Annotated in this window: 22 protein-coding genes; 18 read left to right on the forward strand and 4 right to left on the reverse strand. The window is 43.2% G+C overall.

Features of this window, described 5'->3' with window-relative positions; genetic code table 11:
* Window positions 1–57 precede the first annotated feature (57 nt).
* Window positions 58–1,443 carry a Cof-type HAD-IIB family hydrolase gene (locus B7709_RS01290; protein ID WP_084971041.1) on the forward strand — a complete coding sequence of 462 codons (1,386 nt, stop codon included), beginning with the start codon at window positions 58–60 and terminating at the stop codon, window positions 1,441–1,443.
* Between the two features lie 38 nt (window positions 1,444–1,481).
* On the opposite strand, the gene B7709_RS01295 is transcribed toward B7709_RS01290, so the two are convergent.
* Window positions 1,482–1,934: a universal stress protein gene (locus tag B7709_RS01295; protein WP_061454433.1), complete on the reverse strand. Its 453-nt coding sequence runs from the start codon at window positions 1,932–1,934 to the stop codon at window positions 1,482–1,484.
* A gap of 601 nt (window positions 1,935–2,535) precedes the next feature.
* Between B7709_RS01295 and B7709_RS01305 the strand changes: the two genes are divergently transcribed.
* Entirely contained in the window at window positions 2,536–3,750 is a 1,215-nt protein-coding gene (locus B7709_RS01305) for a pyridoxal phosphate-dependent aminotransferase (protein WP_084971045.1), read from the forward strand.
* A gap of 144 nt (window positions 3,751–3,894) precedes the next feature.
* Window positions 3,895–4,029: a 50S ribosomal protein L34 gene (gene rpmH, locus B7709_RS01310; RefSeq protein ID WP_000831905.1), complete on the forward strand. Its 135-nt coding sequence runs from the start codon at window positions 3,895–3,897 to the stop codon at window positions 4,027–4,029.
* Between the two features lie 182 nt (window positions 4,030–4,211).
* On the opposite strand, the gene B7709_RS01315 is transcribed toward rpmH, so the two are convergent.
* Window positions 4,212–6,056: an APC family permease gene (locus B7709_RS01315; RefSeq protein WP_084971047.1), complete on the reverse strand. Its 1,845-nt coding sequence runs from the start codon at window positions 6,054–6,056 to the stop codon at window positions 4,212–4,214.
* A gap of 151 nt (window positions 6,057–6,207) precedes the next feature.
* Here B7709_RS01315 and B7709_RS01320 point away from each other — a divergent pair, with 151 nt between their 5' ends.
* The 12 genes from B7709_RS01320 (at window position 6,208) to pflA (ending at window position 16,984) form a co-directional block, all read left to right on the forward strand.
* Window positions 6,208–6,984, forward strand: a complete 777-nt coding sequence (locus B7709_RS01320; RefSeq protein WP_084971119.1) for a TatD family hydrolase — start codon at window positions 6,208–6,210, stop codon at window positions 6,982–6,984.
* Entirely contained in the window at window positions 6,981–7,544 is a 564-nt protein-coding gene (gene rnmV, locus B7709_RS01325; protein ID WP_084971049.1) for a ribonuclease M5, read from the forward strand. Before B7709_RS01320 ends, rnmV begins: the two co-directional genes overlap by 4 nt.
* 11 nt (window positions 7,545–7,555) lie before the next feature.
* Window positions 7,556–8,410 carry an SDR family NAD(P)-dependent oxidoreductase gene (locus B7709_RS01330; RefSeq protein ID WP_084971051.1) on the forward strand — a complete coding sequence of 285 codons (855 nt, stop codon included), beginning with the start codon at window positions 7,556–7,558 and terminating at the stop codon, window positions 8,408–8,410.
* A 164-nt stretch (window positions 8,411–8,574) separates the two neighbouring features.
* Complete coding sequence (rsmA, locus tag B7709_RS01335; protein WP_084971054.1) at window positions 8,575–9,447, forward strand: 16S rRNA (adenine(1518)-N(6)/adenine(1519)-N(6))-dimethyltransferase RsmA; 873 nt, start codon at window positions 8,575–8,577, stop codon at window positions 9,445–9,447.
* 1 nt (window position 9,448) lies between these two features.
* Window positions 9,449–10,333 carry a ribosome small subunit-dependent GTPase A gene (rsgA, locus tag B7709_RS01340; RefSeq protein WP_084971055.1) on the forward strand — a complete coding sequence of 295 codons (885 nt, stop codon included), beginning with the start codon at window positions 9,449–9,451 and terminating at the stop codon, window positions 10,331–10,333.
* A 10-nt stretch (window positions 10,334–10,343) separates the two neighbouring features.
* Complete coding sequence (gene rpe / locus B7709_RS01345; protein WP_084971057.1) at window positions 10,344–11,000, forward strand: ribulose-phosphate 3-epimerase; 657 nt, start codon at window positions 10,344–10,346, stop codon at window positions 10,998–11,000.
* Entirely contained in the window at window positions 10,963–11,625 is a 663-nt protein-coding gene (locus tag B7709_RS01350; protein WP_084971059.1) for a thiamine diphosphokinase, read from the forward strand. The genes rpe and B7709_RS01350 overlap by 38 nt, the downstream gene beginning before the upstream one ends.
* Window position 11,626: 1 nt before the next feature.
* Entirely contained in the window at window positions 11,627–12,883 is a 1,257-nt protein-coding gene (locus B7709_RS01355; protein ID WP_084971062.1) for a DNA recombination protein RmuC, read from the forward strand.
* Window positions 12,873–13,814, forward strand: coding sequence for a 3'-5' exoribonuclease YhaM family protein (locus B7709_RS01360; protein ID WP_084971064.1), 942 nt, complete (start codon window positions 12,873–12,875; stop codon window positions 13,812–13,814). The genes B7709_RS01355 and B7709_RS01360 overlap by 11 nt, the downstream gene beginning before the upstream one ends.
* A gap of 104 nt (window positions 13,815–13,918) precedes the next feature.
* Window positions 13,919–14,746, forward strand: coding sequence for a pur operon repressor (purR, locus tag B7709_RS01365; RefSeq protein WP_002874197.1), 828 nt, complete (start codon window positions 13,919–13,921; stop codon window positions 14,744–14,746).
* 66 nt (window positions 14,747–14,812) lie between these two features.
* Window positions 14,813–16,069 carry a diaminopimelate decarboxylase gene (locus B7709_RS01370; protein WP_084971066.1) on the forward strand — a complete coding sequence of 419 codons (1,257 nt, stop codon included), beginning with the start codon at window positions 14,813–14,815 and terminating at the stop codon, window positions 16,067–16,069.
* A 120-nt stretch (window positions 16,070–16,189) separates the two neighbouring features.
* Window positions 16,190–16,984, forward strand: coding sequence for a pyruvate formate-lyase-activating protein (gene pflA, locus B7709_RS01375; protein ID WP_001288281.1), 795 nt, complete (start codon window positions 16,190–16,192; stop codon window positions 16,982–16,984).
* A gap of 72 nt (window positions 16,985–17,056) precedes the next feature.
* Here pflA and yidC read toward each other — a convergent pair whose 3' ends face one another.
* Together yidC and B7709_RS01385 are read right to left on the reverse strand one after the other, a co-directional pair.
* Window positions 17,057–17,986, reverse strand: a complete 930-nt coding sequence (gene yidC, locus B7709_RS01380) for a membrane protein insertase YidC (RefSeq protein WP_084971121.1) — start codon at window positions 17,984–17,986, stop codon at window positions 17,057–17,059.
* A gap of 77 nt (window positions 17,987–18,063) precedes the next feature.
* Entirely contained in the window at window positions 18,064–18,342 is a 279-nt protein-coding gene (locus B7709_RS01385) for an acylphosphatase (protein WP_001174620.1), read from the reverse strand.
* A gap of 33 nt (window positions 18,343–18,375) precedes the next feature.
* On the opposite strand from B7709_RS01385, the gene B7709_RS01390 reads away from it, so the two are divergent.
* The 3 genes from B7709_RS01390 (at window position 18,376) to asnA (ending at window position 20,956) form a co-directional block, all read left to right on the forward strand.
* Window positions 18,376–19,116 (forward strand): TrmH family RNA methyltransferase, encoded by a 741-nt coding sequence (locus B7709_RS01390; RefSeq protein WP_084971068.1) that lies wholly within the window; start codon window positions 18,376–18,378, stop codon window positions 19,114–19,116.
* A 54-nt stretch (window positions 19,117–19,170) separates the two neighbouring features.
* On the forward strand, window positions 19,171–19,854 hold the full coding sequence (locus B7709_RS01395) for a Bax inhibitor-1/YccA family protein (protein WP_084971070.1): 684 nt from the start codon (window positions 19,171–19,173) through the stop codon (window positions 19,852–19,854).
* Window positions 19,855–19,963: 109 nt separating this feature from the next.
* Window positions 19,964–20,956, forward strand: coding sequence for an aspartate--ammonia ligase (asnA, locus tag B7709_RS01400; protein ID WP_084971071.1), 993 nt, complete (start codon window positions 19,964–19,966; stop codon window positions 20,954–20,956).
* Window positions 20,957–20,982 lie beyond the last annotated feature (26 nt).

A 20,982-nucleotide genomic window follows, 5' to 3' on the forward strand; every position in this document is an offset into this window, starting at 1 on the left:
CACTCTTTCTGAAATGTGGTATAATCATTGTAACACAAAAGGGGGGAATGGGATAGGATGGAAGTCAAAGCTGTTTTTTTTGATATCGATGGAACGCTAGTCAACGATCGTAAGAGTGTTTTGAAATCCACTAAGGACGCGATTAAGATTGTCAAAGAACAAGGGGTGCTTGTTGGAGTGGCGACAGGACGAGGGCCTTTCTTTGTCAAGGAATTTATGGAAGATTTAGACCTGGATTTTGCAATAACTTATAACGGACAATATATCTTTAATAAAGAAAAAGTCTTATTTGCTAGCCCGATTGCCAAGTCAAGCTTGCGTCAATTGGTTGCCTATGCGAAAAAGGAGCGTAAGGAAATTGCTCTTGGAACCGAGCATGCAGTTGTTGGCTCCAAAATTATGTCCTTTGGTCTCGGATCCTTTTCACAGCTGGTTAGCCGTTTTATCCCGACTGTCTTAACAAGAACCGTTAGCCGTTCTTTTAATCGAATGGTTAGCAAGGCAGTCCCTCAAAAGGAAGATGACCTGCTTCGTTTGATTAATGAGCCAATCTATCAAGTGTTAATGCTGATGACTCCTGAAGAATCTGAGAAAGTTGCAAGTGATTTTGAAGATTTGAAATTGACTCGAAGCAATCCCTTCGCTGCAGATATTATCAACCAAGGGAATTCGAAATTAGAAGGTATTCGCCTAGTTGGGAAAGAGTATGGTTTTGACCTCAACCAAGTCATGGCTTTCGGAGATTCGGACAATGACTTGGAAATGTTGGCAGGTGTCGGCATGTCTGTGGCTATGGGAAATGGCAGTAGTAGCGTCAAAGAAGTTGCCAAGCACATTACTGCAAGTAACCAACAAGATGGTATCCACAAGGCGCTCGAGCATTTTGGTGTTTTAGCAGCAGAAAAGGTATTTGTCAGTCGGGACTACCACTTCAATAAGGTCAAAACCTTCCACCACATGATGGATGAACGAACCCAAGAAGAGCCTCGGGCCTGGGATATTGAGGGAGCAACCCACCGTGCAGACTTTAAAATTGAAGAATTAGTGGAGTTTGTTCGCGCAGCAAGTTCTTCAGAGGAAGAATTCCAGCAGTCGCTTGCAAGTATGCATGAGGCGATTGATAAGGCTGCAGAGAAAGTGGTGAAAAAGACACCGGCCCAAAAAGATTTGATTGGGCAAGTCGATGCCTTGATTGATATACTTTACTTTACCTATGGTAGTTTTGTCTTGATGGGAGTGGATCCGGAACGTATTTTTGATATTGTTCATGAAGCGAATATGGGGAAAATCTTCCCTGATGGAAAAGCACATTTTGATCCAGTTACGCATAAAATCTTAAAACCAGATGACTGGGAGGAGAAGTATGCTCCAGAAGCTGCTATTAGAAAAGAAATTCAACGACAAGTCAAGGCTTATGAGCGCCACAAAGAAAAACAGAAATAAGTCATAAAAAAAGGAGCACGGAGCTCCTTTTTTTATAATTACAACGTTTTTTCTCTTTCTCTCACGACCAGCAAGTCGACTTTCGCATGGCGGAGAATGTATTCAGATGAAGAGCCAACCAAGAGGCGTTCAAAGGCATTGAGTCCTGTTGCGCCAACGAGAATCAGGTCAACCCCTTCAGCGTCGGGAATAGTGCGGGCAAGGAGGGTTTTTGGATTTCCCATTTCGATGACGATGTGAATATCAGTCACACCAGCATCTCTTGCGCGCTTTTCGTATTCCTTCATCAGACTTTCAGCGTCGACTTGGAGTTCTTCGTAAACTTCAGCATCAAAGGTAGACACGCTTTGAAGAGCGCGTGTGTCAATAACATGAGCAATGGTGAGCTTGGATTCGTTGCGTAGAGCAGTGTAAACACCCTTGACGAAAGCCAAGTCCGCTTCTTTAGAACCATCAATTGCGACCATAACATTTTGGTAACGTTGTGCCATAATGAAACCTCCTGAAATTTTCTTACTGTTATTGTAACCCTTTTCACTAAAGAAGTAAAGTAAAAAAGTATTTTAGTCGAAAATGTTATCGCCCTCACTATATCTTTATTTATGTTCTACTGAATCTATGCAAGAGAGCAGAGATGAGGAGGTGTCCTTATGGCTTGTATATTTGAAATAGCGGAAAAATCTTTCTCGAAACGATTTTATAGTTGTTTATTGATCCCTCTGGCTCTTCAAATCCTATCTATCTATTTTATGTCAGAATTACTTGCCTTTATTTTTCTGATTTTTATCTACCTAGCTCTAATTCATTTGCTGTTTCAACTGTTTTTGAGTTATGCTATGTTTCGAAATGGAAATGTGGTCTTTCAAAATATCAGTCTCCTTTTTTTGATGTTATATGCTTGCTATTACCCTCTTGCAGGATTTTTCCTAGCAGCACTATCTATAGGATTGTGAACGATATAGTTGATAAACTCTGCTCTCCTTGCTTTTTAGTAAGGTTTTACTATTTTCTGCACTCCTCTCTTTCAGGAAACTTGTCGCAACCTCATTCTAGTGGTATAATGTTACTATCTCGATGAATTGAGGAAACAAGATGAAAGAATATAACAAATCTAGTAAGTTAGAGCATGTGGCCTATGATATCCGTGGTCCTGTTTTGGAAGAAGCCATGCGCATGCGAGCAAACGGAGAAAAGATTTTACGTCTGAATACAGGAAATCCTGCTGAATTTGGTTTTACAGCGCCAGATGAGGTTATCCATGACTTGATAATGAATGCGCGTGATAGCGAAGGTTACTCTGACTCTAAGGGTATTTTTTCGGCGCGTAAGGCTATCATGCAGTATTGCCAACTGAAGAAATTCCCCAATGTGGACATTGATGATATCTACCTTGGAAATGGTGTCAGTGAGTTGATTGTTATGTCCATGCAGGGGTTGTTGGACAATGGTGATGAGGTCTTGGTACCAATGCCAGACTATCCTCTCTGGACAGCTGCTGTCAGCCTAGCTGGAGGAAATGCCGTTCACTATATCTGTGATGAAGCTGCAGAATGGTATCCAGATATTGATGACATCAAGTCAAAAATTACTTCCAATACTAAGGCAATCGTCCTTATCAATCCAAACAACCCAACTGGAGCCCTTTATCCTAAGGAACTCTTGTTGGAGATTATTGAGATTGCACGTCAAAACGATTTGATTATCTTTGCAGATGAGATTTATGACCGCATGGTGATGGACGGATATGTTCATACACCAGTAGCAAGTCTGGCTCCAGATGTTTTCTGCGTCAGCATGAACGGTCTTTCGAAATCCCACCGTATCGCTGGTTTTCGTGTGGGTTGGATGGTCTTGTCTGGACCTAAGACCCATGTTAAAGGCTATATCGAAGGGCTCAATATGCTGTCCAATATGCGTCTTTGCTCTAACGTTTTAGCCCAGCAAGTCGTACAAACTTCACTAGGTGGGCACCAGTCAGTTGATGAATTGCTCCTTCCTGGTGGACGGATCTACGAGCAAAGAAACTTCATTTACAATGCCATTCAAGATATCCCAGGTTTGTCTGCGGTCAAGCCGAAAGCGGGGCTTTATATCTTCCCTAAAATTGACCGCAATATGTATCGCATCGATGATGATGAGCAGTTTGTTCTTAATTTCTTGAAACAAGAAAAGGTTCTTTTGGTTCATGGTCGAGGATTTAACTGGCAAGAACCAGACCATTTCCGTATCGTTTACCTCCCACGTGTGGACGAGCTAGCACAAATCCAAGAAAAGATGACTCGTTTCTTGAAACAGTATCGTAGATAAGGGTTTCATAGGAAAAGCGAGAAAACATTTGCTTGGAGCTATTGACAAAAGTGGGAGAATCAGATAGAATAGTAAAGTATGTTTAGTAACTGATCACTTTATAGCCGGCTAAACGAATACAAAATCTATGAGGAGGTATTCATCGTGAAACGTACTTATCAACCAAGTAAACTTCGTCGTGCGCGCAAACACGGATTCCGTAACCGTATGTCAACTAAAAACGGTCGTCGCGTATTGGCAGCTCGTCGTCGTAAAGGACGCAAAGTTTTGGCTGCATAATCCAAACGAATTCAACAAAGAAGTCAGTAGGAACTCGAGTCTACTGGCTTTTCTTTTTATCTTACATAGTGAATTGTCCATGAAATCGTCCATTTCAACTGAAATTCATAGAGGGCTTATTTAAAAGATTACATATAGAAAAACTCAAAACCAGATATAAGTTACTGATTTTGAGTTTTTGTTTATTCTTTTAAGTGATAAGAGTAGCTAGCGACAACGACATCTTCGTGCCATCTGAGAGCGTATTTCAGTTTGAGGCTCATTTGATTGTGCAGGATATTTTGCCAAGGCTTGTTTGGGATAAACTGTGGGACGAGGACTGTAACGGTATAGTTTTTTTGCTTGGCTTCTTGGGCGATTCGTTTAACATACTTGACGCTAGGGGTGATGATGTCGCGGTAGCTGGTGGTGATATTTTTCAGAGTGATATTTGGGAAGTAATCGGCAAATTCCTGAAGAATTTCTTGGTCTTTTTCAGCCGTTTCTTTAGTAGAAATGTGCATGGCCAACACTTCGTCACCGATACTTTGAGCGTAGTTAATGGCTCCGACACTTACTCGAGTGACATTCCCTACTAGGACAAGGACAAGGTTGCCGTCATAAGTGCGTTTTTCGATTCCATCGTAGAGTCGTAGTTGTTTTGCCACTTTTTGATAGTGACTGTGGATAGACAAAAAGAGGAAGGTTAGAACTAGGATAATTGGGAAGAATGGCCAGATATCACCTAGTCTGAAGAGGAGTAAAATGAGGACAATGGCATAACAAATGATGGCCCCAAGGATATTAGCAAAGGCAGGTTTTAAGAAGTTTGCTCCTTTTTCCTTTTTCCAATGACGAATCATTCCAGTCTGAGATAGGGCAAAGGGAACGAAGACCCCAATCGTATAAAGAGGAATCAAGCGTTCAGTATTCCCATTAAAAATGAGAAGAAGGATCATGGCCCCAAAAGCCAGAGTTAAGATACCATTGGAGTAGCCAAGACGGTCCCCTTTTTCCATAAAGAGATGGGGCATGTACTTGTTTTTTGCCATATTGTAGGCCAGCATAGGGAAGGCTGAAAATCCAGTATTTGCAGCTACAGCTAGAATCAAGGCTGTCGAGAACTGGAAGAGATAATAGCTAGCATGACCAAAAAATGAATCTCCAAGAATGCCCTTGGCCATTTGCGAGAGGATGGTTTCTCCGTGTTGAGGTGTGATGCCCATCCAGTAGTTTAGGAAGGTAATGCCTGCAAAAAGAAAACCTAGAATTAGTGACATGATGGTCAAGGTCTGAGCAGCATTCTTTTCTTTCGGAGCTTTGAAAAAAGGTACTGCATTTGAAATAGCTTCAACCCCAGTTAGAGAGGCTGAACCGCTAGTAAAGGCTCTCAATAGGAGAACGATGGAAAGGTTTGGAACAGTTTGCCCAATGGTTGAAGTCGCCTGATAGTTTAGGGAACCTGTGAATAGTTGAAAAAAACCATAAAGCAGGAGAAAGACAGTGCTGAAGATAAAGAGGTAGACGGGAATCATCAGAGAACTAGCAGATTCTTTTAAACCTCTTAAATTCAAGAGCATGAGCAGGCAGACTAGGAAAATAGAGATATGAAGATTGTAGGGATGGAGGGCAGGGATGGCTGCAGTAATCGCATCAGCTCCAGACGCAACGGATACGGCTACTGTCAGCATATAGTCAACAAGGAGGCTGCCTCCTGCAATCAAGCCTAGTTCGGGGGAGAGATTTTCCCGAGTGACCATATAAGCTCCTCCGCCTTGAGGATAGGCGTGTATGATTTGGCGATAGGAAATGGTCAAACTAGCGAGGAGTAAGAGGACAAAAATACCGATAGGGAGGCTCCACCAAATAGCGAGAGGAGAGAGACTGACTAAAACGAGAATGACTTGTTCAGGTCCATAGGCAATAGAAGACAGGGCATCACTGGATAACATTGCAAGTGCCTGCATTTTTCCTAATAATCCCCCTTCGCCGTCTGTGAGAGACTTGAGTGGCCGACCGATAAAGGTATATTTTAATTTTCTAAACATTTTCTTTTCCTTTGCTGAAAATTTCAATAAGTGTTATTATACTGCTTTGAAAAAAGGCAGTCAAGGGGGAACGATTGGTAGTAGAATATTTTTACAAGCCGAGGGATGCTATTTTTGGTATAATAGAGGGAAGAAAATGAGGTTAGAAGAGATGATTTTTGATACGCACACACACTTAAATGTAGTGGAATTTGCAGGACGTGAGGCAGAAGAAATTACCTTGGCTGCTGAGATGGGTGTGACGCGGATGAATATTGTTGGTTTTGATAAACCGACCATTGAGCGGGCCCTAGAGTTGGCAGATGAGTATGAGCAACTCTACGCAACGATTGGCTGGCATCCGACTGAAGCAGGAACTTACAGTGACGAGGTCGAAGCTTACTTGCTTGAAAAGTTAAAACATCCCAAAGTTGTTGCCTTGGGTGAGATTGGTCTGGACTACCATTGGATGACAGCACCTAAGGAAGTGCAGGAGCAGGTTTTTCGTCGTCAGCTTCAGCTGTCTAAGGACTTGGATTTGCCCTTTGTCGTCCACACGCGAGACGCTTTAGAAGATACCTATGAGATTATCAAGAGTGAGGGTGTTGGTCCTCGTGGTGGGATTATGCATTCATTTTCAGGCTCTCTCGAGTGGGCTGAGAAGTTTGTTGAGCTTGGCATGACCATTTCTTTCTCAGGAGTGGTGACCTTTAAGAAAGCGACGGATATTCAAGAAGTTGCTAGAGAACTTCCTTTGGATAAAATACTCGTTGAGACAGATGCCCCTTACTTGGCACCTGTTCCCAAGCGTGGTCGTGAAAACAAGACAGCCTACACCCGCTATGTGGTGGACTTTATCGCCGACTTGCGTGGGATGACGACAGAAGAATTAGCTGCTGTGACAAGTGCTAATGCAGAGCGTATTTTTGGATTGGAAAAGCGATCATGAAAGAAAAAATTTCCCAAGTCATCGTAGTCGAAGGACGGGATGATACGGCCAATCTCAAACATTACTTTGACGTAGAGACCTATGAGACACGAGGATCGGCTATCAATGACCAGGATATAGAGCGCATTCGTCGCCTGCATGACTTGCATGGAGTCATTGTCTTTACAGATCCTGACTTTAACGGTGAGCGGATTCGTCGCATGATTATGACAGCCATTCCGACAGTGCAACATGCCTTTCTCAAACGGTATGAAGCGGCTCCCAAGTCCAAGACCAAGGGGCGTTCTCTGGGGATCGAACACGCCAGCTATGAGGACCTGAAAACAGCGCTGGCTCAGGTGACAGAGCAATTTGAAAACGAGAATGAGTTTGACATTAATCGTAGTGACTTGATTCGACTTGGTTTCCTAGCGGGAGCAGACAGTCGTAAGCGCCGAGAATATCTGGGCGAACAGCTCCGCATCGGCTATTCCAATGGCAAGCAACTCCTCAAGCGTTTGGAGTTGTTTGGTGTGACCTTGGCAGAAGTGGAAGAAGTGATGGCTAAGTATTCAGTCTAAGGGAGTCAGAAATGAAAAGAGTGATTATTACGGGTGGCAATAGTGGTATTGGCTACCAGGCTGCAAAACAATTAGCTGAAAAGGGATGGTCGGTGACTCTCTTTTGTAGACGGGAAGAAGCTGCCGAGCAAGCTTGTGAGGAAATTCGTCAACAGACAGGAAATCGACATGTAGATTATATCTTGGTTGATCTATCTGATATGAAGAGTGTCAGGAAAGCAGTGGAACAGTATATTCAAAAAGAAGACGTTCTAGACGTTCTAATTAACAATGCAGCTGACTTTGATTTGTCAGTCAAAAAGCCCATCCTGACTAAGGATGGTTTAGAAAAGCAATTTGCGACCAATGTTGCCGCCCCTTTCTTGCTGTCTATCTTGTTGAAAGGTTTGTTGGAAAGATCTGAGAGTGGTCGGATTATTAATATTTCTTCCCAAGGGCTGATGCTTTATCCTTTCATGAAGCTTGATTTTGAAAATTTAGCTGGTCAAAAACATTATAGTTCTGCCAAGACCTATTATCAGAATAAACTGGCCTTGTTGATACTGTCACTTTATATGCGAGAACATTGGAAAGGCATCAAGATTCAGGCAATTCGTGTGACCAATGTCAAAGTAGATATGAGCCGTTACAATCACCTCAACACTTTTATGAAAAATCTGTATAAAATTAAGTCAAGATTTTCGATTAGCCCTGAAGAAATGGCTAAAGTTTACACAGCCTTATCTACAGAAGATTGCTATAAAGGATTTTTGTATGACGAGAAATGCAGGGAAGTAAAAGCAAATGCACCTGCTTACGAAGAAGAGGAGCAAGAAAAACTCTATTTCTTGCTTGAGCAATTGATTTTTTCAAGAGACAATTCCTAAAGAATTAGAAAAATAAATTTCATGGCTTACTTCAATAGTGGAATGAAGTTCAGATATCTAAATCTGTTTGGAGAACTCTGAAAAGTGATAACAATAACTAGATAACCCGAAAATATAAGGGTAATGTGTTACAATAGTAGTAACAGATAATAGAAAGAGAATAGATGAGAATTGCAGATTATAGCGTGACCAAGGCAGTGCTGGAGCGTCACGGTTTTACCTTTAAAAAGTCCTTCGGGCAAAATTTCCTGACGGATACCAATATCCTTCAAAAGATCGTGGATACGGCTGAAATTGATGACCAGGTCAATGTCATCGAAATTGGTCCAGGAATTGGTGCCTTAACGGAGTTTTTGGCTGAGCGTGCGGCAGAGGTCATGGCTTTTGAGATTGACCATCGTTTGGTGCCAATCCTAGCTGATACCTTGCGTGATTTTGACAATGTTACTGTAGTCAACGAGGACATTCTCAAGGTCGATTTGGCGCAACATATCCAGAATTTTAAAAATCCTGATCTGCCAATCAAGGTAGTAGCCAACTTGCCCTACTATATCACAACGCCTATTCTCATGCACTTGATCGAGAGTGGCATTCCTTTTAGTGAGTTTGTGGTCATGATGCAAAAAGAAGTGGCGGATCGCATCTCAGCACAGCCAAATACCAAGGCCTACGGTAGTTTGTCTATTGCTGTGCAGTATTACATGACTGCTAAGGTTGCCTTTATCGTGCCTCGTACGGTCTTTGTGCCAGCGCCAAACGTGGACTCGGCTATCCTGAAAATGGTGCGCCGTCCAGAACCAGCTGTAGCAGTGGAAGACGAGAGCTTCTTCTTTAAGGTTTCCAAGGCTAGTTTCACTCATCGTCGCAAGACCTTGTGGAATAACCTGACAGGTTACTTTGGCAAGGCTGAAGAAGTCAAGGACAAGCTGACCAAGGCTTTGGATCAAGCAGGTTTGTCACCAAGTGTACGGGGTGAAGCTCTTAGCTTGGCAGAATTTGCTCGTCTAGCAGATGCGCTTAAAGGACAAGGACTCTAGGATGCAGGGACAAATCATTAAAGCCTTGGCGGGCTTCTACTATGTAGAGAGTGAGGGGGAAGTTTACCAGACGCGTGCGCGCGGGAATTTCCGTCAAAAAGGCCACACACCCTATGTTGGGGACTGGGTAGACTTTTCTGCCGAGGAAAATTCAGAAGGCTATATCCTCAAGATTCACGAACGGAAAAACAGTCTGGTCCGTCCGCCTATTGTCAATATCGACCAAGCCGTGGTGATTATGTCGGTCAAGGAGCCGGATTTTAATAGCAATTTACTGGATCGCTTCTTGGTTCTTTTGGAGCACAAGGGTATTCATCCCATCGTTTATATTTCTAAAATGGATTTGCTAGAAGATAGGGAAGAATTAAGTTTTTACCAACAAACCTATCGTGCCATTGGTTACGACTTTGTGACTAGTAAGGAAGAGCTCCTGCCCTTGTTAACAGGTAAGGTTACGGTCTTTATGGGGCAGACAGGTGTTGGTAAGTCAACCCTTCTTAATAAAATCGCACCTGACCTCAATCTAGAAACAGGAGAAATCTCTGATAGTCTAGGTCGCGGGCGTCACACTACTCGAGCTGTTAGTTTTTACAATCTCAATGGTGGTAAAATCGCAGACACACCAGGTTTTTCATCGCTAGATTATGAAGTGTCAACGGCTGAAGAGCTGAACCAGGCCTTTCCAGAGATTGCCTCTGTAAGTCGAGACTGCAAGTTCCGTACTTGTACGCATACTCATGAGCCATCTTGTGCAGTGAAACCAGCAGTAGAAGAGGGCATCATTGCAAACTTCCGTTTTGACAACTACCTACAATTCCTCAGCGAAATTGAAAATCGCAGAGAAACCTATAAAAAAGTCAGCAAAAAAATTCCAAAATCAAAATAAGGAGAAACCCATGTCTCAATACAAGATTGCTCCGTCAATTCTGGCAGCAGATTATGCCAACTTTGAACGTGAGATCAAACGCCTAGAAGCAACTGGTGCAGAGTATGCCCATATCGATATTATGGATGGTCACTTTGTACCACAAATCAGCTTTGGCGCAGGTGTGGTCGAAAGTCTTCGCCCCCATAGCAAGATGGTCTTTGACTGTCACTTGATGGTATCAAATCCCGAACACCATTTAGAGGATTTTGCGCGTGCAGGAGCTGACATCATCAGCATCCATGTCGAAGCGACACCTCATATCCATGGCGCTCTTCAAAATATTCGTTCTCTCGGTGTTAAACCTTCGGTTGTCATTAATCCTGGTACGCCGGTTGAAGCTATCAAACACATACTTCACCTAGTTGACCAAGTTTTGGTCATGACGGTTAACCCTGGCTTCGGCGGGCAAGCCTTTCTACCTGAAACCATGGATAAGATTCGTGAGTTGGTTGCCCTTCGTGAGGAAAAAGGTTTGAACTTTGAGATCGAAGTCGATGGTGGGATTGATGATCAAACTATTGTTCAAGCTAAAAAAGCTGGAGCGACCGTTTTTGTAGCAGGGTCTTATGTCTTTAAGGGAGATGTCAATGAACGAGTGCAAACTCTCCGAAAACAACTGGACTAAAGTTGCCGTTTTTGCAGGTGGAGACCGCAGTCATTATCGGACGGATTTTGACTGCTTTGTCGGTGTGGATCGAGGATCGCTCTGGGTCTTGGAAGAAGACCTGCCTCTCGCTCTAGCAGTTGGAGATTTTGATTCTGTCACTGCAGAAGAGCGTCTGTTGATTCAAAAACGTGCCCAGCACTTTGTCCAAGCCCAGCCGGAAAAAGATGATACGGATCTGGAACTAGCACTCTTAACGATTTTCGAAAAGAATTCTCAGGCTCAGGTCACTATTTTCGGTGCCCTTGGTGGTCGCATTGACCATATGTTGGCCAATGTCTTTTTACCTAGCAATCCCAATTTGGCACCCTATATGCGCCAGATAGCGATTGAGGACGGACAAAATGTAATTGGCTATTGTCCAGAAGGGACCAGTCAGCTTCAACCACGTTCAGACTACGACTATCTAGCCTTTATGCCAGTTCGTGATAGTCAGCTGACTATTCTCGGTGCCAAGTATGAGTTGACAGAGGAGAATTTTTTCTTTAAAAAAGTGTACGCTTCTAACGAATATATAGATAGGGAAGTTTCGGTGACTTGCCCAGATGGCTATGTAGTCGTACTGCATAGCAAGGACAGGAGATAGGATGGAGATTTTACTTGTTATTTTATTAGTTGCTAATCTTCTTGGGCTCTTTCTCATTTGGCAAAGGCAGGATAAGCAAGACAAATATCTAGCCAAGAGTTTGGAGGACCAGGCAGATCATCTGTCAGACCAGTTGGATTACCGCTTTGAACAAGCCAGACAAGCCAGCCAGCTAGACCAAAAAGATTTGGAAGTGGCTGTCAGCGACCGCTTGCAGGAAGTGCGAATCGAATTGCATCAAGGTCTAACTCAAGTCCGTCAAGAAATGACAGATAATCTCCTCCAAACCAGAGACAAGACTGACCAACGTCTTCAAGCTTTGCAGGAATCAAATGAGCAACGTCTAGAACAAATGCGACAAACAGTCGAGGAAAAACTAGAAAAGACCTTGCAGACACGTTTACAAGTATCCTTTGAGACAGTCTCCAAACAACTGGAATCTGTCAATCGAGGTTTGGGAGAGATGCAGACGGTTGCCCGCGATGTCGGAGCCCTCAACAAGGTTCTCTCTGGAACCAAGACGCGAGGGATTCTGGGCGAGTTGCTGCTGGGGCAAATCATCGAAGACATCATGACACCAGCCCAGTACGAACGAGAATTTGCAACGGTTGAAAACTCCAGTGAACGTGTGGAATACGCCATCAAGTTACCTGGCCAAGGCGACCAGGAATACGTCTATCTACCAATTGACTCCAAGTTTCCACTGGCAGATTATTACCGCCTAGAAGAAGCCTATGAGGCGGGTGACAAGGACGAAATTGAACGCTGTCGCAAATCTCTCTTGGCAAGCGTTAAGCGTTTCGCCAAGGATATCAAGAGCAAGTATCTATCTCCTCCTAGGACGACCAATTTTGGAGTCTTGTTTGTTCCGACAGAAGGACTCTACTCAGAAATCGTCCGCAATCCGATTTTCTTTGATGATTTGAGACGGGAAGAGCAGATTATCGTTGCAGGACCAAGTACCCTATCAGCCCTGCTCAACTCCCTATCAGTTGGCTTCAAAACCCTCAATATCCAAAAGAGTGCTGACCATATCAGTAAGACCCTTGCTAGCGTTAAGACTGAGTTTGGCAAGTTCGGGGGGATTTTGGTTAAGGCACAAAAACATCTTCAACATGCCTCTGGCAATATTGATGAATTATTAAACCGTCGCACCACAGCTATTGAGCGGACGCTCCGTCACATTGAGTTATCAGAAGATGAGCCTGCGCTTGATCTACTCCATTTCCAAGAAAATGAGGAAGAATATGAAGATTAGTCACATGAAAAAAGATGAGCTGTTTGAAGGCTTTTACCTGATTAAGTCAGCTGACCTGAGACAGACACGAGCTGGGAAAAACTATCTAGCCTTTACCTTCCAAGACGATAGTGGCGAGATTGAAGGAAAACTCTGGGATGCTCAGCCTCATAACGTTGAGGCCTTTACCGCAGGGAAAGTGGTCCACATGCAGGGGCGCAGAGAAGTTTATAATAATACTCCTCAAGTCAATCAAATTACTCTCCGCCTGCCTCAGCCTGGCGAACCAAATGATCCAGCTGATTTCAAGGTCAAGTCACCAGTCGATATCAAGGAAATTCGTGACTACATGTCGCAAATGATTTTCAAAATTGAAAATCCTGTCTGGCAACGTATCGTTCGCAGTCTCTACACCAAGTATGATAAGGAATTCTACTCCTATCCAGCTGCAAAAACCAACCACCATGCCTTTGAAACGGGTTTGGCTTTTCACACGGCAACCATGGTGCGCTTGGCAGATGCCATTAGCGATATCTATCCTCAGCTCAATAAGAGCTTGCTCTATGCCGGGATTATGTTGCACGACTTGGCCAAGGTTCTAGAACTCAGCGGTCCTGATCAGACGGAGTACACAGTGCGAGGCAATCTCATCGGTCATATCGCCCTAATTGATAGCGAAATTACCAAAGCAGTCATGGAGCTTGGCATCGATGATACCAGAGAAGAAGTGGTGCTACTGCGCCATGTCATTCTCAGTCATCATGGCTTACTGGAGTATGGTAGTCCTGTTCGTCCACGCATTATGGAGGCAGAGATCATTCATATGATCGATAATCTCGATGCCAGCATGATGATGATGACAACAGCTCTTGCTTTGGTGGATAAAGGAGAAATGACCAACAAAATCTTCGCCATGGACAATCGTTCCTTCTATAAACCAGATTTAGATTAATAAATTAAGAAAAACGAGTATTTTTTACACAAGAATGTTCGTTTTTTTATGTGAATGTGGTATAATGGATAAAATATCAAAATTAAATGGAATGGTAAATAAAAATGAAATTAAGAAGAAGTGATCGGATGGTTGTCATTTCCAACTATTTGATTAATAATCCATACAAACTAACTAGTCTCAACACCTTTGCAGAAAAGTACGAATCTGCTAAATCATCGATTTCAGAGGACATCGTGATTATCAAGCGCGCCTTTGAGGAAATCGAAATCGGCCATATTCAGACTGTGACTGGAGCAGGTGGTGGCGTTATCTTTACACCATCAATCTCGAGTCATGAAGCCAAAGAAATGATCGCCGACTTGCGTGACAAACTTTCAGAAAGCGACCGTATCTTGCCAGGTGGCTACATCTACCTATCTGATTTGCTCAGTACACCTGCCATTTTGAAAAATATTGGGCGCATCATTGCCAAGAGCTTTATGGACCAAAAAATCGATGCCGTTATGACAGTAGCAACTAAAGGGGTTCCGCTCGCAAATGCAGTTGCCAATGTTCTCAACGTTCCATTTGTCATTGTGCGCCGTGACTTGAAAATTACCGAAGGTTCAACGGTCAGCGTCAACTATGTTTCAGGTTCCAGCGGTGACCGCATTGAGAAAATGTTCCTTTCAAAACGCAGCCTCAAGGCAGGCAGTCGTGTCTTGATCGTGGATGACTTCTTGAAAGGTGGAGGAACTGTCAACGGGATGATCAGTCTCTTGCGTGAGTTCGATTCTGAACTAGCTGGTGTCGCAGTCTTTGCAGACAATGCCCAAGAAGAACGTGAAAAGCAGTTTGATTACAAGTCACTCTTGAAGGTTACCAATATTGATGTTAAGAACCAATCCATCGATGTTGAGATTGGCAATATCTTTGACGAAGACAAATAAGTGATAGAACTAAAGGTTGGAACGATTGTCCCAGCCTTTCTTTGCAAACAGAATAGAAGGATGCTTATGAAAACACCATTTATCAGCCGTGAAGATTTAGAAACAATTGTTGCAGAGTTCCCGACTCCCTTCCACTTGTATGACGAGAAGGGGATTCGTGAAAAAGCAAGAGCGGTCAACCAGGCCTTTTCCTGGAACAAGGGCTTTAAGGAATATTTTGCAGTCAAGGCCACTCCAACCCCAGCCATCTTGAAAATCCTCCAAGAGGAAGGTTGTGGTGTGGACTGTTCTAGTTACGTGGAGCTCTTGATGAGCCACAAACTGAATTTCCCCGGTTCTGAGATTATGTTCTCTTCTAACAACACGCCAGACCAAGAGTACGCCTATGCGCGTGAATTGGGTGCGACCATTAACTTGGATGCTTTTGAAGATATTGAACATCTAGAGCGTGCAGCAGGCATTCCAGAAATCATCTCTTGTCGTTACAATCCTGGCGGTGTTTTTGAACTGGGAACAGATATTATGGACAATCCTGGAGAAGCCAAGTTTGGGATGACCAAGGACCAGCTTTTTGAAGCCTTTGCGATTTTGAAGGAAAAAGGAGCCAAGACTTTTGGGATTCATTCCTTCCTAGCATCCAATACCGTGACCCATCTCTACTATCCAGAGTTAGCCCGCCAGCTCTTTGAATTAGCTGTGGAAATCAAGGAAAAGTTGGGGATTTCACTGGACTTTATTAACCTTTCTGGAGGGATTGGTGTCAACTATCGCCCAGACCAGGAGCCAAATGATATTGCGATGATTGGTGAGGGTGTGCGTAAGGTTTATGAAGAAGTCCTTACGCCAGCAGGTCTTGGTCAGGTTAAGATTTTCACTGAATTGGGGCGCTTTATGCTGGCACCTCACGGAGTTCTAGTCACCAAAGTCACTCATAAGAAAAAAACCTATCGTACCTATCTGGGCGTGGACGCCTCAGCAGTCAACCTCATGCGCCCAGCCATGTACGGTGCCTATCATCATATCAGCAATCTCACGCAACCAGACGGACCAGTGGAGGTCGTAGATGTGGTTGGATCGCTTTGTGAAAACAATGATAAATTTGCAGTGAACCGCGAACTACCTCATACAGAAATCGGTGATTTGCTAGTGATTCATGATACAGGTGCACATGGATTCTCCATGGGTTACCAGTATAATGCCAAACTACGCTCGGCAGAAATCCTCTATACCGAAGAAGGCAAAGCCCGCCAAATCCGCCGTGCAGAGCGTCCTGAGGACTATTTCGCAACCTTGTATGGTTTTGATTTTGAACCGGATCACTAAAAGGGTATGAAAATGAAAGTGAAAAACAGATTGCTTTCTAAAAAATAGACAAAAAACCTTGTTTTTCATCTTACTCATGATATAATAAAACTATAAAACGGTTTCAAGGAAGGTGACGATATGTCTGAAGAAACAATTGACTATGGACAAGTGACAGGAATGGTGCATTCGACAGAGAGTTTTGGGGCGGTAGATGGCCCTGGGATTCGGTTTATTGTCTTTTTGCAGGGTTGTCACATGCGTTGCCAGTACTGTCATAACCCTGATACATGGGCTATGGAAACCAATAAATCACGCGAACGGACAGTAGACGATGTCTTGACAGAAGCCCTTCGCTACCGTGGTTTTTGGGGAGACAAGGGAGGAATCACTGTTAGTGGAGGAGAAGCCCTCTTACAGATTGATTTCCTAATTGCCCTCTTTACCAAGGCCAAGGAAAAAGGAATCCACTGTACCTTGGACACCTGTGCCCTTCCATTCCGTAACAAGCCACGTTATCTCGAAAAGTTTAATAAACTCATGGCGGTGACAGACTTGGTTCTTCTGGATATCAAGGAAATCAACGAAGAACAGCACAAGATTGTAACCAGCCAAACCAATAAAAACATCTTGGCCTGTGCCCAGTACCTATCAGATATTGGGAAGCCTGTTTGGATTCGCCACGTGCTGGTTCCAGGTTTGACGGACAGAGATGAGGACTTGATCGAACTCGGTAAGTTTGTCAAGACCCTCAAAAACGTTGACAAGTTTGAAATTCTACCTTATCACACGATGGGTGAGTTCAAGTGGCGTGAACTTGGAATTCCTTATTCGCTCGAAGGGGTCAAACCTCCAACAGCAGACCGTGTCAAGAATGCCAAGGAATTGATGGATACAGAAAGCTACCAAGACTACATGAAACGTGTTCATGGATAAAAAAGAAGCCTGATGGAGACATCGGGCTTTTGTTATGCATAAAAAGCCTAGCCTTTCAGCTAAGCTTTTTTCTTATTTTCTAGAATGTTGTTTACCAGCATTGCGTTTCTTATGTTTCTTATTAGTCATAATCGCAGTTGCTTGGTTTGGAGTGACATCTTTGCGTCCGTCTCCAGTTGAAAATGAACTTGCTTTTGGTGGATTTTTGGCAAATTCTTCACGAACTTTTTTGCGAAGTTTTGGACGAACAACATAGTTAACGATGAACTGTTGGAGAATCATCATGAAACCACCAACAACCCAGTAAAGGGTCACACTTGCTGGTGCGAAGAAGGAGAAAAAGACAATCATGAGTGGGCTCATGTAAATCATTTTCTTGAGCTGTGCTCTTTGCATCTCGTCTTCTACTCCATGAAGTGAGAGAAGTGATTGGAGATAGTAGAGGATACCAGCGAAGGCGACAAGGAGCAGACTTGGTGAACCAAGATCGATACCCAAGAAGGTAGAGCTAGCTACTCCATCAGTGTATTGGGCTGCAAAGTAGATAGCAGAGAAGAAAGGCATTTGAATGAGGATAGGGAAACATCCTACACCACCGAACATGCTGATGCCGTGTTCTTTCTGAGCTGCAAAGAGAGCTTGTTGGGCTTCTAATTTTTCTTCTTGAGTTGTTGCCTCTTTGAGGCGTGTTTGATGTGGCTCAAGGACATGTTTGAGGGCATTCATCTTTTCAGAGTGAAGCGTTGCCTTCCATGATTGGTAGATACCAAGTGGCAAGATAATCAAACGTACGATAATGGTTACGATAATGATAGCCACACCAAAGCCAAGACCTTTATCAGTAGCGAAGTACTTGATAGCTTCAGCCATAGGTGCTCCGATGGTATTCCAAATCAATCCTGTGGGTTGTCCTGTTGCTTTGTCTACTTGGACACAGCCTGACAAGACAAGTAGCATAGTCACTCCCATAGCAGAGAGGGCAAAACGTTTAATAGATTTCAATGTTTTCATTCCTTCTTTAAAAATTATACCTTTCTATTCTACTGTTTTTTTGTAAAATATACAATAGTTCTAGAGACCTAATTTGCGACTTTGAAGTCAGAATAGGATGAAAAGTTGCTCATTTGTACATCTAGATAGGTAACTTTTGAAAAAGGTGTCGGACCTTTTCGGATTTCTTGGATAAATTTTGCCATAGTGGCGGAGGAATCTGCTTGAGCAAGGATTTCTACTGTTCCATCATCGTTATTCCAGACACGACCAGTGATGCCACCGATTTCAAGAGCTAAAGTATAAACACCCCAGCGAAAACCAACACCCTGCACCCTGCCTTGGGCAATCATTCTAACCTTTTGCATACCAAACCCCTTTGATTGTGTTATAATATTTCTATGACTATTATAACCTCAAAAGCCAATTCAGTGGTAAAAAATGCCAAGAAATTGCATCAAAAAAAATATCGAAAGTCTGCCTATTTGATTGAAGGTTGGCACTTGTTTGAAGAAGCTGTTCAAGCAGGAGTGACGATTGAGAAGATTTTTGCTCTGGAAAGCTATAAGGAACAGTTAGCCGCTTTTCCGCAAACAGTCTGGGTTTCAGAGGAGATTTTGCTAGATTTGGCAGATACGCAAACTCCTCAAGGGATTGTTGCAGTGATTCAAAAAGAAGAAGTGGGACTGCCTGATCTCCATCAGGGCAAGTATCTATTTTTAGAGGATGTTCAAGATCCTGGTAATGTGGGCACCATGATTCGGACGGCGGATGCGGCAGGTTTTACAGGAGTCATTGTTTCAGACAAGTCAGCAGATATCTACAGTCTTAAGACCCTGCGTTCCATGCAAGGAAGTCATTTTCACTTGCCCATCTATCGTCTGCCTCTTGCCACCTTTGTAGAAGAGACAAAGAAGAGCGATTTGCCCATTCTAGCAACGACCTTATCGAGAGATTCAAAGGATTATCGTGAGCTTTCTTCACTAGAGAACTTTGTTTTAGTCATGGGAAATGAAGGACAGGGGATTAGTTCTGTCATGGCTGAGAGTGCTGATCAGCTGGTTCATATAGGCATGAAAGGTCGAGCAGAAAGTCTCAACGTAGCAGTTGCAGCAGGTATATTGATGTTTTATTTCAGCTAATTTAAAAAATCTTTGTTATAATCAAGACATATTTATAGAAAAAGGAGAATCAGAATGAATCAAACGATTATTCAAGAACGTTCAGGTCTCAATCAATTTTACGCTAAGGTTTATGCCTTTGTGGGACTTGGGATTGGTCTATCAGCTCTCGTGTCAGCTTTGATGTTGACAGTCTTTCAGTCCCAATTGGTCTACTTTTTAATGCATGACCGTCTCTGGTTGATGATTGCAACTTTTGCAGAACTTGCTCTAGTCTTTGTTGCAAGTAGCATGGCTGCAAAAAATAGCCCAGCAGCTCTCCCAGTATTTTTAGTTTATTCTGTTTTAAATGGTTTTACCCTTAGCTTTGTCGTAGCCTTCTATACACCTGGGACCGTCTTATCAGCCTTTGTATCCAGTGCCCTTCTCTTCTTTGTCATGGCGGCAATCGGAATTTTCACCAAGAAAGATTTGAGTGGAATGGGCCGAGCTTTGATGGCGGCGCTTGTTGGCCTCATCATTGCCATGGTTGTGAATCTATTTTTAGCCAATAGCTTCTTTGACTACATGATTAGTATTGCCATGGTCTTGGTCTTCTCAGGTTTGATTGCTTGGGACAACCAAAAGATTCGCTATGTTTATGAGCAGTCACGAGGGCAAGTAGCGACAGGTTGGGTCATTTCAATGGCTCTCAGTATCTATCTAGACTTTATCAACCTCTTCCTTAGCATCTTACGTATCTTTGGTCGAAACGATTAATGAATGACAGAGTCAGTGTTCAAAAGAGCACTGACTTTTTCTTATTTACTCTTTTCTTTTCTTGGAAATAGGTGTATAATGCTTTTAACTAATTTTTGAGGAGCTGTTTATGAAGAAAAGTTTTATTCATCAACAAGAAGAAATTTCCTTTGTCAAAAACACTTTTACCCAGTATTTGAAAGATAAGTTAGAAGTTGTTGAAGTTCAAGGTCCTATTTTGAGCAAGGTTGGGGATGGGATGCAGGACAACTTGTCAGGTGTCGAAAATCCAGTATCTGTAAAGGTCTTGCAGATTCCAGATGAAACCTATGAAGTCGTTCACTCACTTGCCAAATGGAAACGCCACACCTTAGCCCGTTTTGGTTTCGGTGAAGGTGAAGGTCTTTTTGTTCATATGAAGGCCCTTCGTCCAGACGAAGATTCGCTTGATGCGACCCACTCTGTTTATGTGGACCAGTGGGATTGGGAGAAGGTTATCCCAAATGGTCAACGCAATATCGCCTATCTCAAAGAAACCGTTGAGAAGATTTACAAGGCTATTCGTCTGACAGAGCTAGCCGTAGAAGCCCGCTATGATATCGAATCCATCTTGCCAAAACAAATCACCTTTATCCATACAGAAGAGTTGGTGGAACGCTATCCAGATTTAACACCGAAAGAGCGTGAAAATGCGATCTGTAAAGAGTTCGGTGCAGTCTTCTTGATTGGTATCGGTGGCGAGTTGCCTGACGGAAAACCTCATGATGGCCGTGCACCTGACTACGATGACTGGACAACAGAGTCTGAAAATGGCTACAAGGGACTGAATGGGGACATCTTGGTTTGGAATGAACCTCTTGGTTGTGCCTTTGAACTTTCTTCAATGGGGATTCGGGTGGATGAAGACACGCTTCGTCGCCAAGTTGCTCTTACAGGGGATGAAGATAGACTTGAGCTGGAATGGCATAAAGCCTTACTTAACGGGCTCTTCCCATTGACAATTGGTGGGGGGATTGGACAGTCTCGAATGGCCATGTTCCTTCTTCGTAAGAAACACATCGGAGAGGTACAAACAAGTGTTTGGCCGCAAGAAGTCCGCGACACTTACGAAAATATCTTGTAGAGAATCGAACCGCAAGGTTCGGTTTT

Origin of the sequence: Streptococcus oralis subsp. dentisani (assembly GCF_002096335.1) — a bacterium.
Lineage (GTDB): Bacteria > Bacillota > Bacilli > Lactobacillales > Streptococcaceae > Streptococcus > Streptococcus oralis_Z.

Excerpts from the sequence above, each read along its gene's own strand:
- B7709_RS01290 (WP_084971041.1), top strand. The coding sequence starts at position 58 with ATGGAAGTCAAAGCTGTTTTTTTTGATATCGATGGAACGCTAGTCAAC.
- B7709_RS01295 (WP_061454433.1), bottom strand. The coding sequence starts at position 1,934 with ATGGCACAACGTTACCAAAATGTTATGGTCGCAATTGATGGTTCTAAA.
- B7709_RS01305 (WP_084971045.1), top strand. The coding sequence starts at position 2,536 with ATGAAAGAATATAACAAATCTAGTAAGTTAGAGCATGTGGCCTATGAT.
- B7709_RS01315 (WP_084971047.1), bottom strand. The coding sequence starts at position 6,056 with ATGTTTAGAAAATTAAAATATACCTTTATCGGTCGGCCACTCAAGTCT.
- B7709_RS01320 (WP_084971119.1), top strand. The coding sequence starts at position 6,208 with ATGATTTTTGATACGCACACACACTTAAATGTAGTGGAATTTGCAGGA.
- rnmV (WP_084971049.1), top strand. The coding sequence starts at position 6,981 with ATGAAAGAAAAAATTTCCCAAGTCATCGTAGTCGAAGGACGGGATGAT.
- B7709_RS01330 (WP_084971051.1), top strand. The coding sequence starts at position 7,556 with ATGAAAAGAGTGATTATTACGGGTGGCAATAGTGGTATTGGCTACCAG.
- rsmA (WP_084971054.1), top strand. The coding sequence starts at position 8,575 with ATGAGAATTGCAGATTATAGCGTGACCAAGGCAGTGCTGGAGCGTCAC.
- rsgA (WP_084971055.1), top strand. The coding sequence starts at position 9,449 with ATGCAGGGACAAATCATTAAAGCCTTGGCGGGCTTCTACTATGTAGAG.
- rpe (WP_084971057.1), top strand. The coding sequence starts at position 10,344 with ATGTCTCAATACAAGATTGCTCCGTCAATTCTGGCAGCAGATTATGCC.
- B7709_RS01350 (WP_084971059.1), top strand. The coding sequence starts at position 10,963 with ATGAACGAGTGCAAACTCTCCGAAAACAACTGGACTAAAGTTGCCGTT.
- B7709_RS01355 (WP_084971062.1), top strand. The coding sequence starts at position 11,627 with ATGGAGATTTTACTTGTTATTTTATTAGTTGCTAATCTTCTTGGGCTC.
- B7709_RS01360 (WP_084971064.1), top strand. The coding sequence starts at position 12,873 with ATGAAGATTAGTCACATGAAAAAAGATGAGCTGTTTGAAGGCTTTTAC.
- purR (WP_002874197.1), top strand. The coding sequence starts at position 13,919 with ATGAAATTAAGAAGAAGTGATCGGATGGTTGTCATTTCCAACTATTTG.
- B7709_RS01370 (WP_084971066.1), top strand. The coding sequence starts at position 14,813 with ATGAAAACACCATTTATCAGCCGTGAAGATTTAGAAACAATTGTTGCA.
- pflA (WP_001288281.1), top strand. The coding sequence starts at position 16,190 with ATGTCTGAAGAAACAATTGACTATGGACAAGTGACAGGAATGGTGCAT.
- B7709_RS01385 (WP_001174620.1), bottom strand. The coding sequence starts at position 18,342 with ATGCAAAAGGTTAGAATGATTGCCCAAGGCAGGGTGCAGGGTGTTGGT.
- B7709_RS01390 (WP_084971068.1), top strand. The coding sequence starts at position 18,376 with ATGACTATTATAACCTCAAAAGCCAATTCAGTGGTAAAAAATGCCAAG.
- B7709_RS01395 (WP_084971070.1), top strand. The coding sequence starts at position 19,171 with ATGAATCAAACGATTATTCAAGAACGTTCAGGTCTCAATCAATTTTAC.
- asnA (WP_084971071.1), top strand. The coding sequence starts at position 19,964 with ATGAAGAAAAGTTTTATTCATCAACAAGAAGAAATTTCCTTTGTCAAA.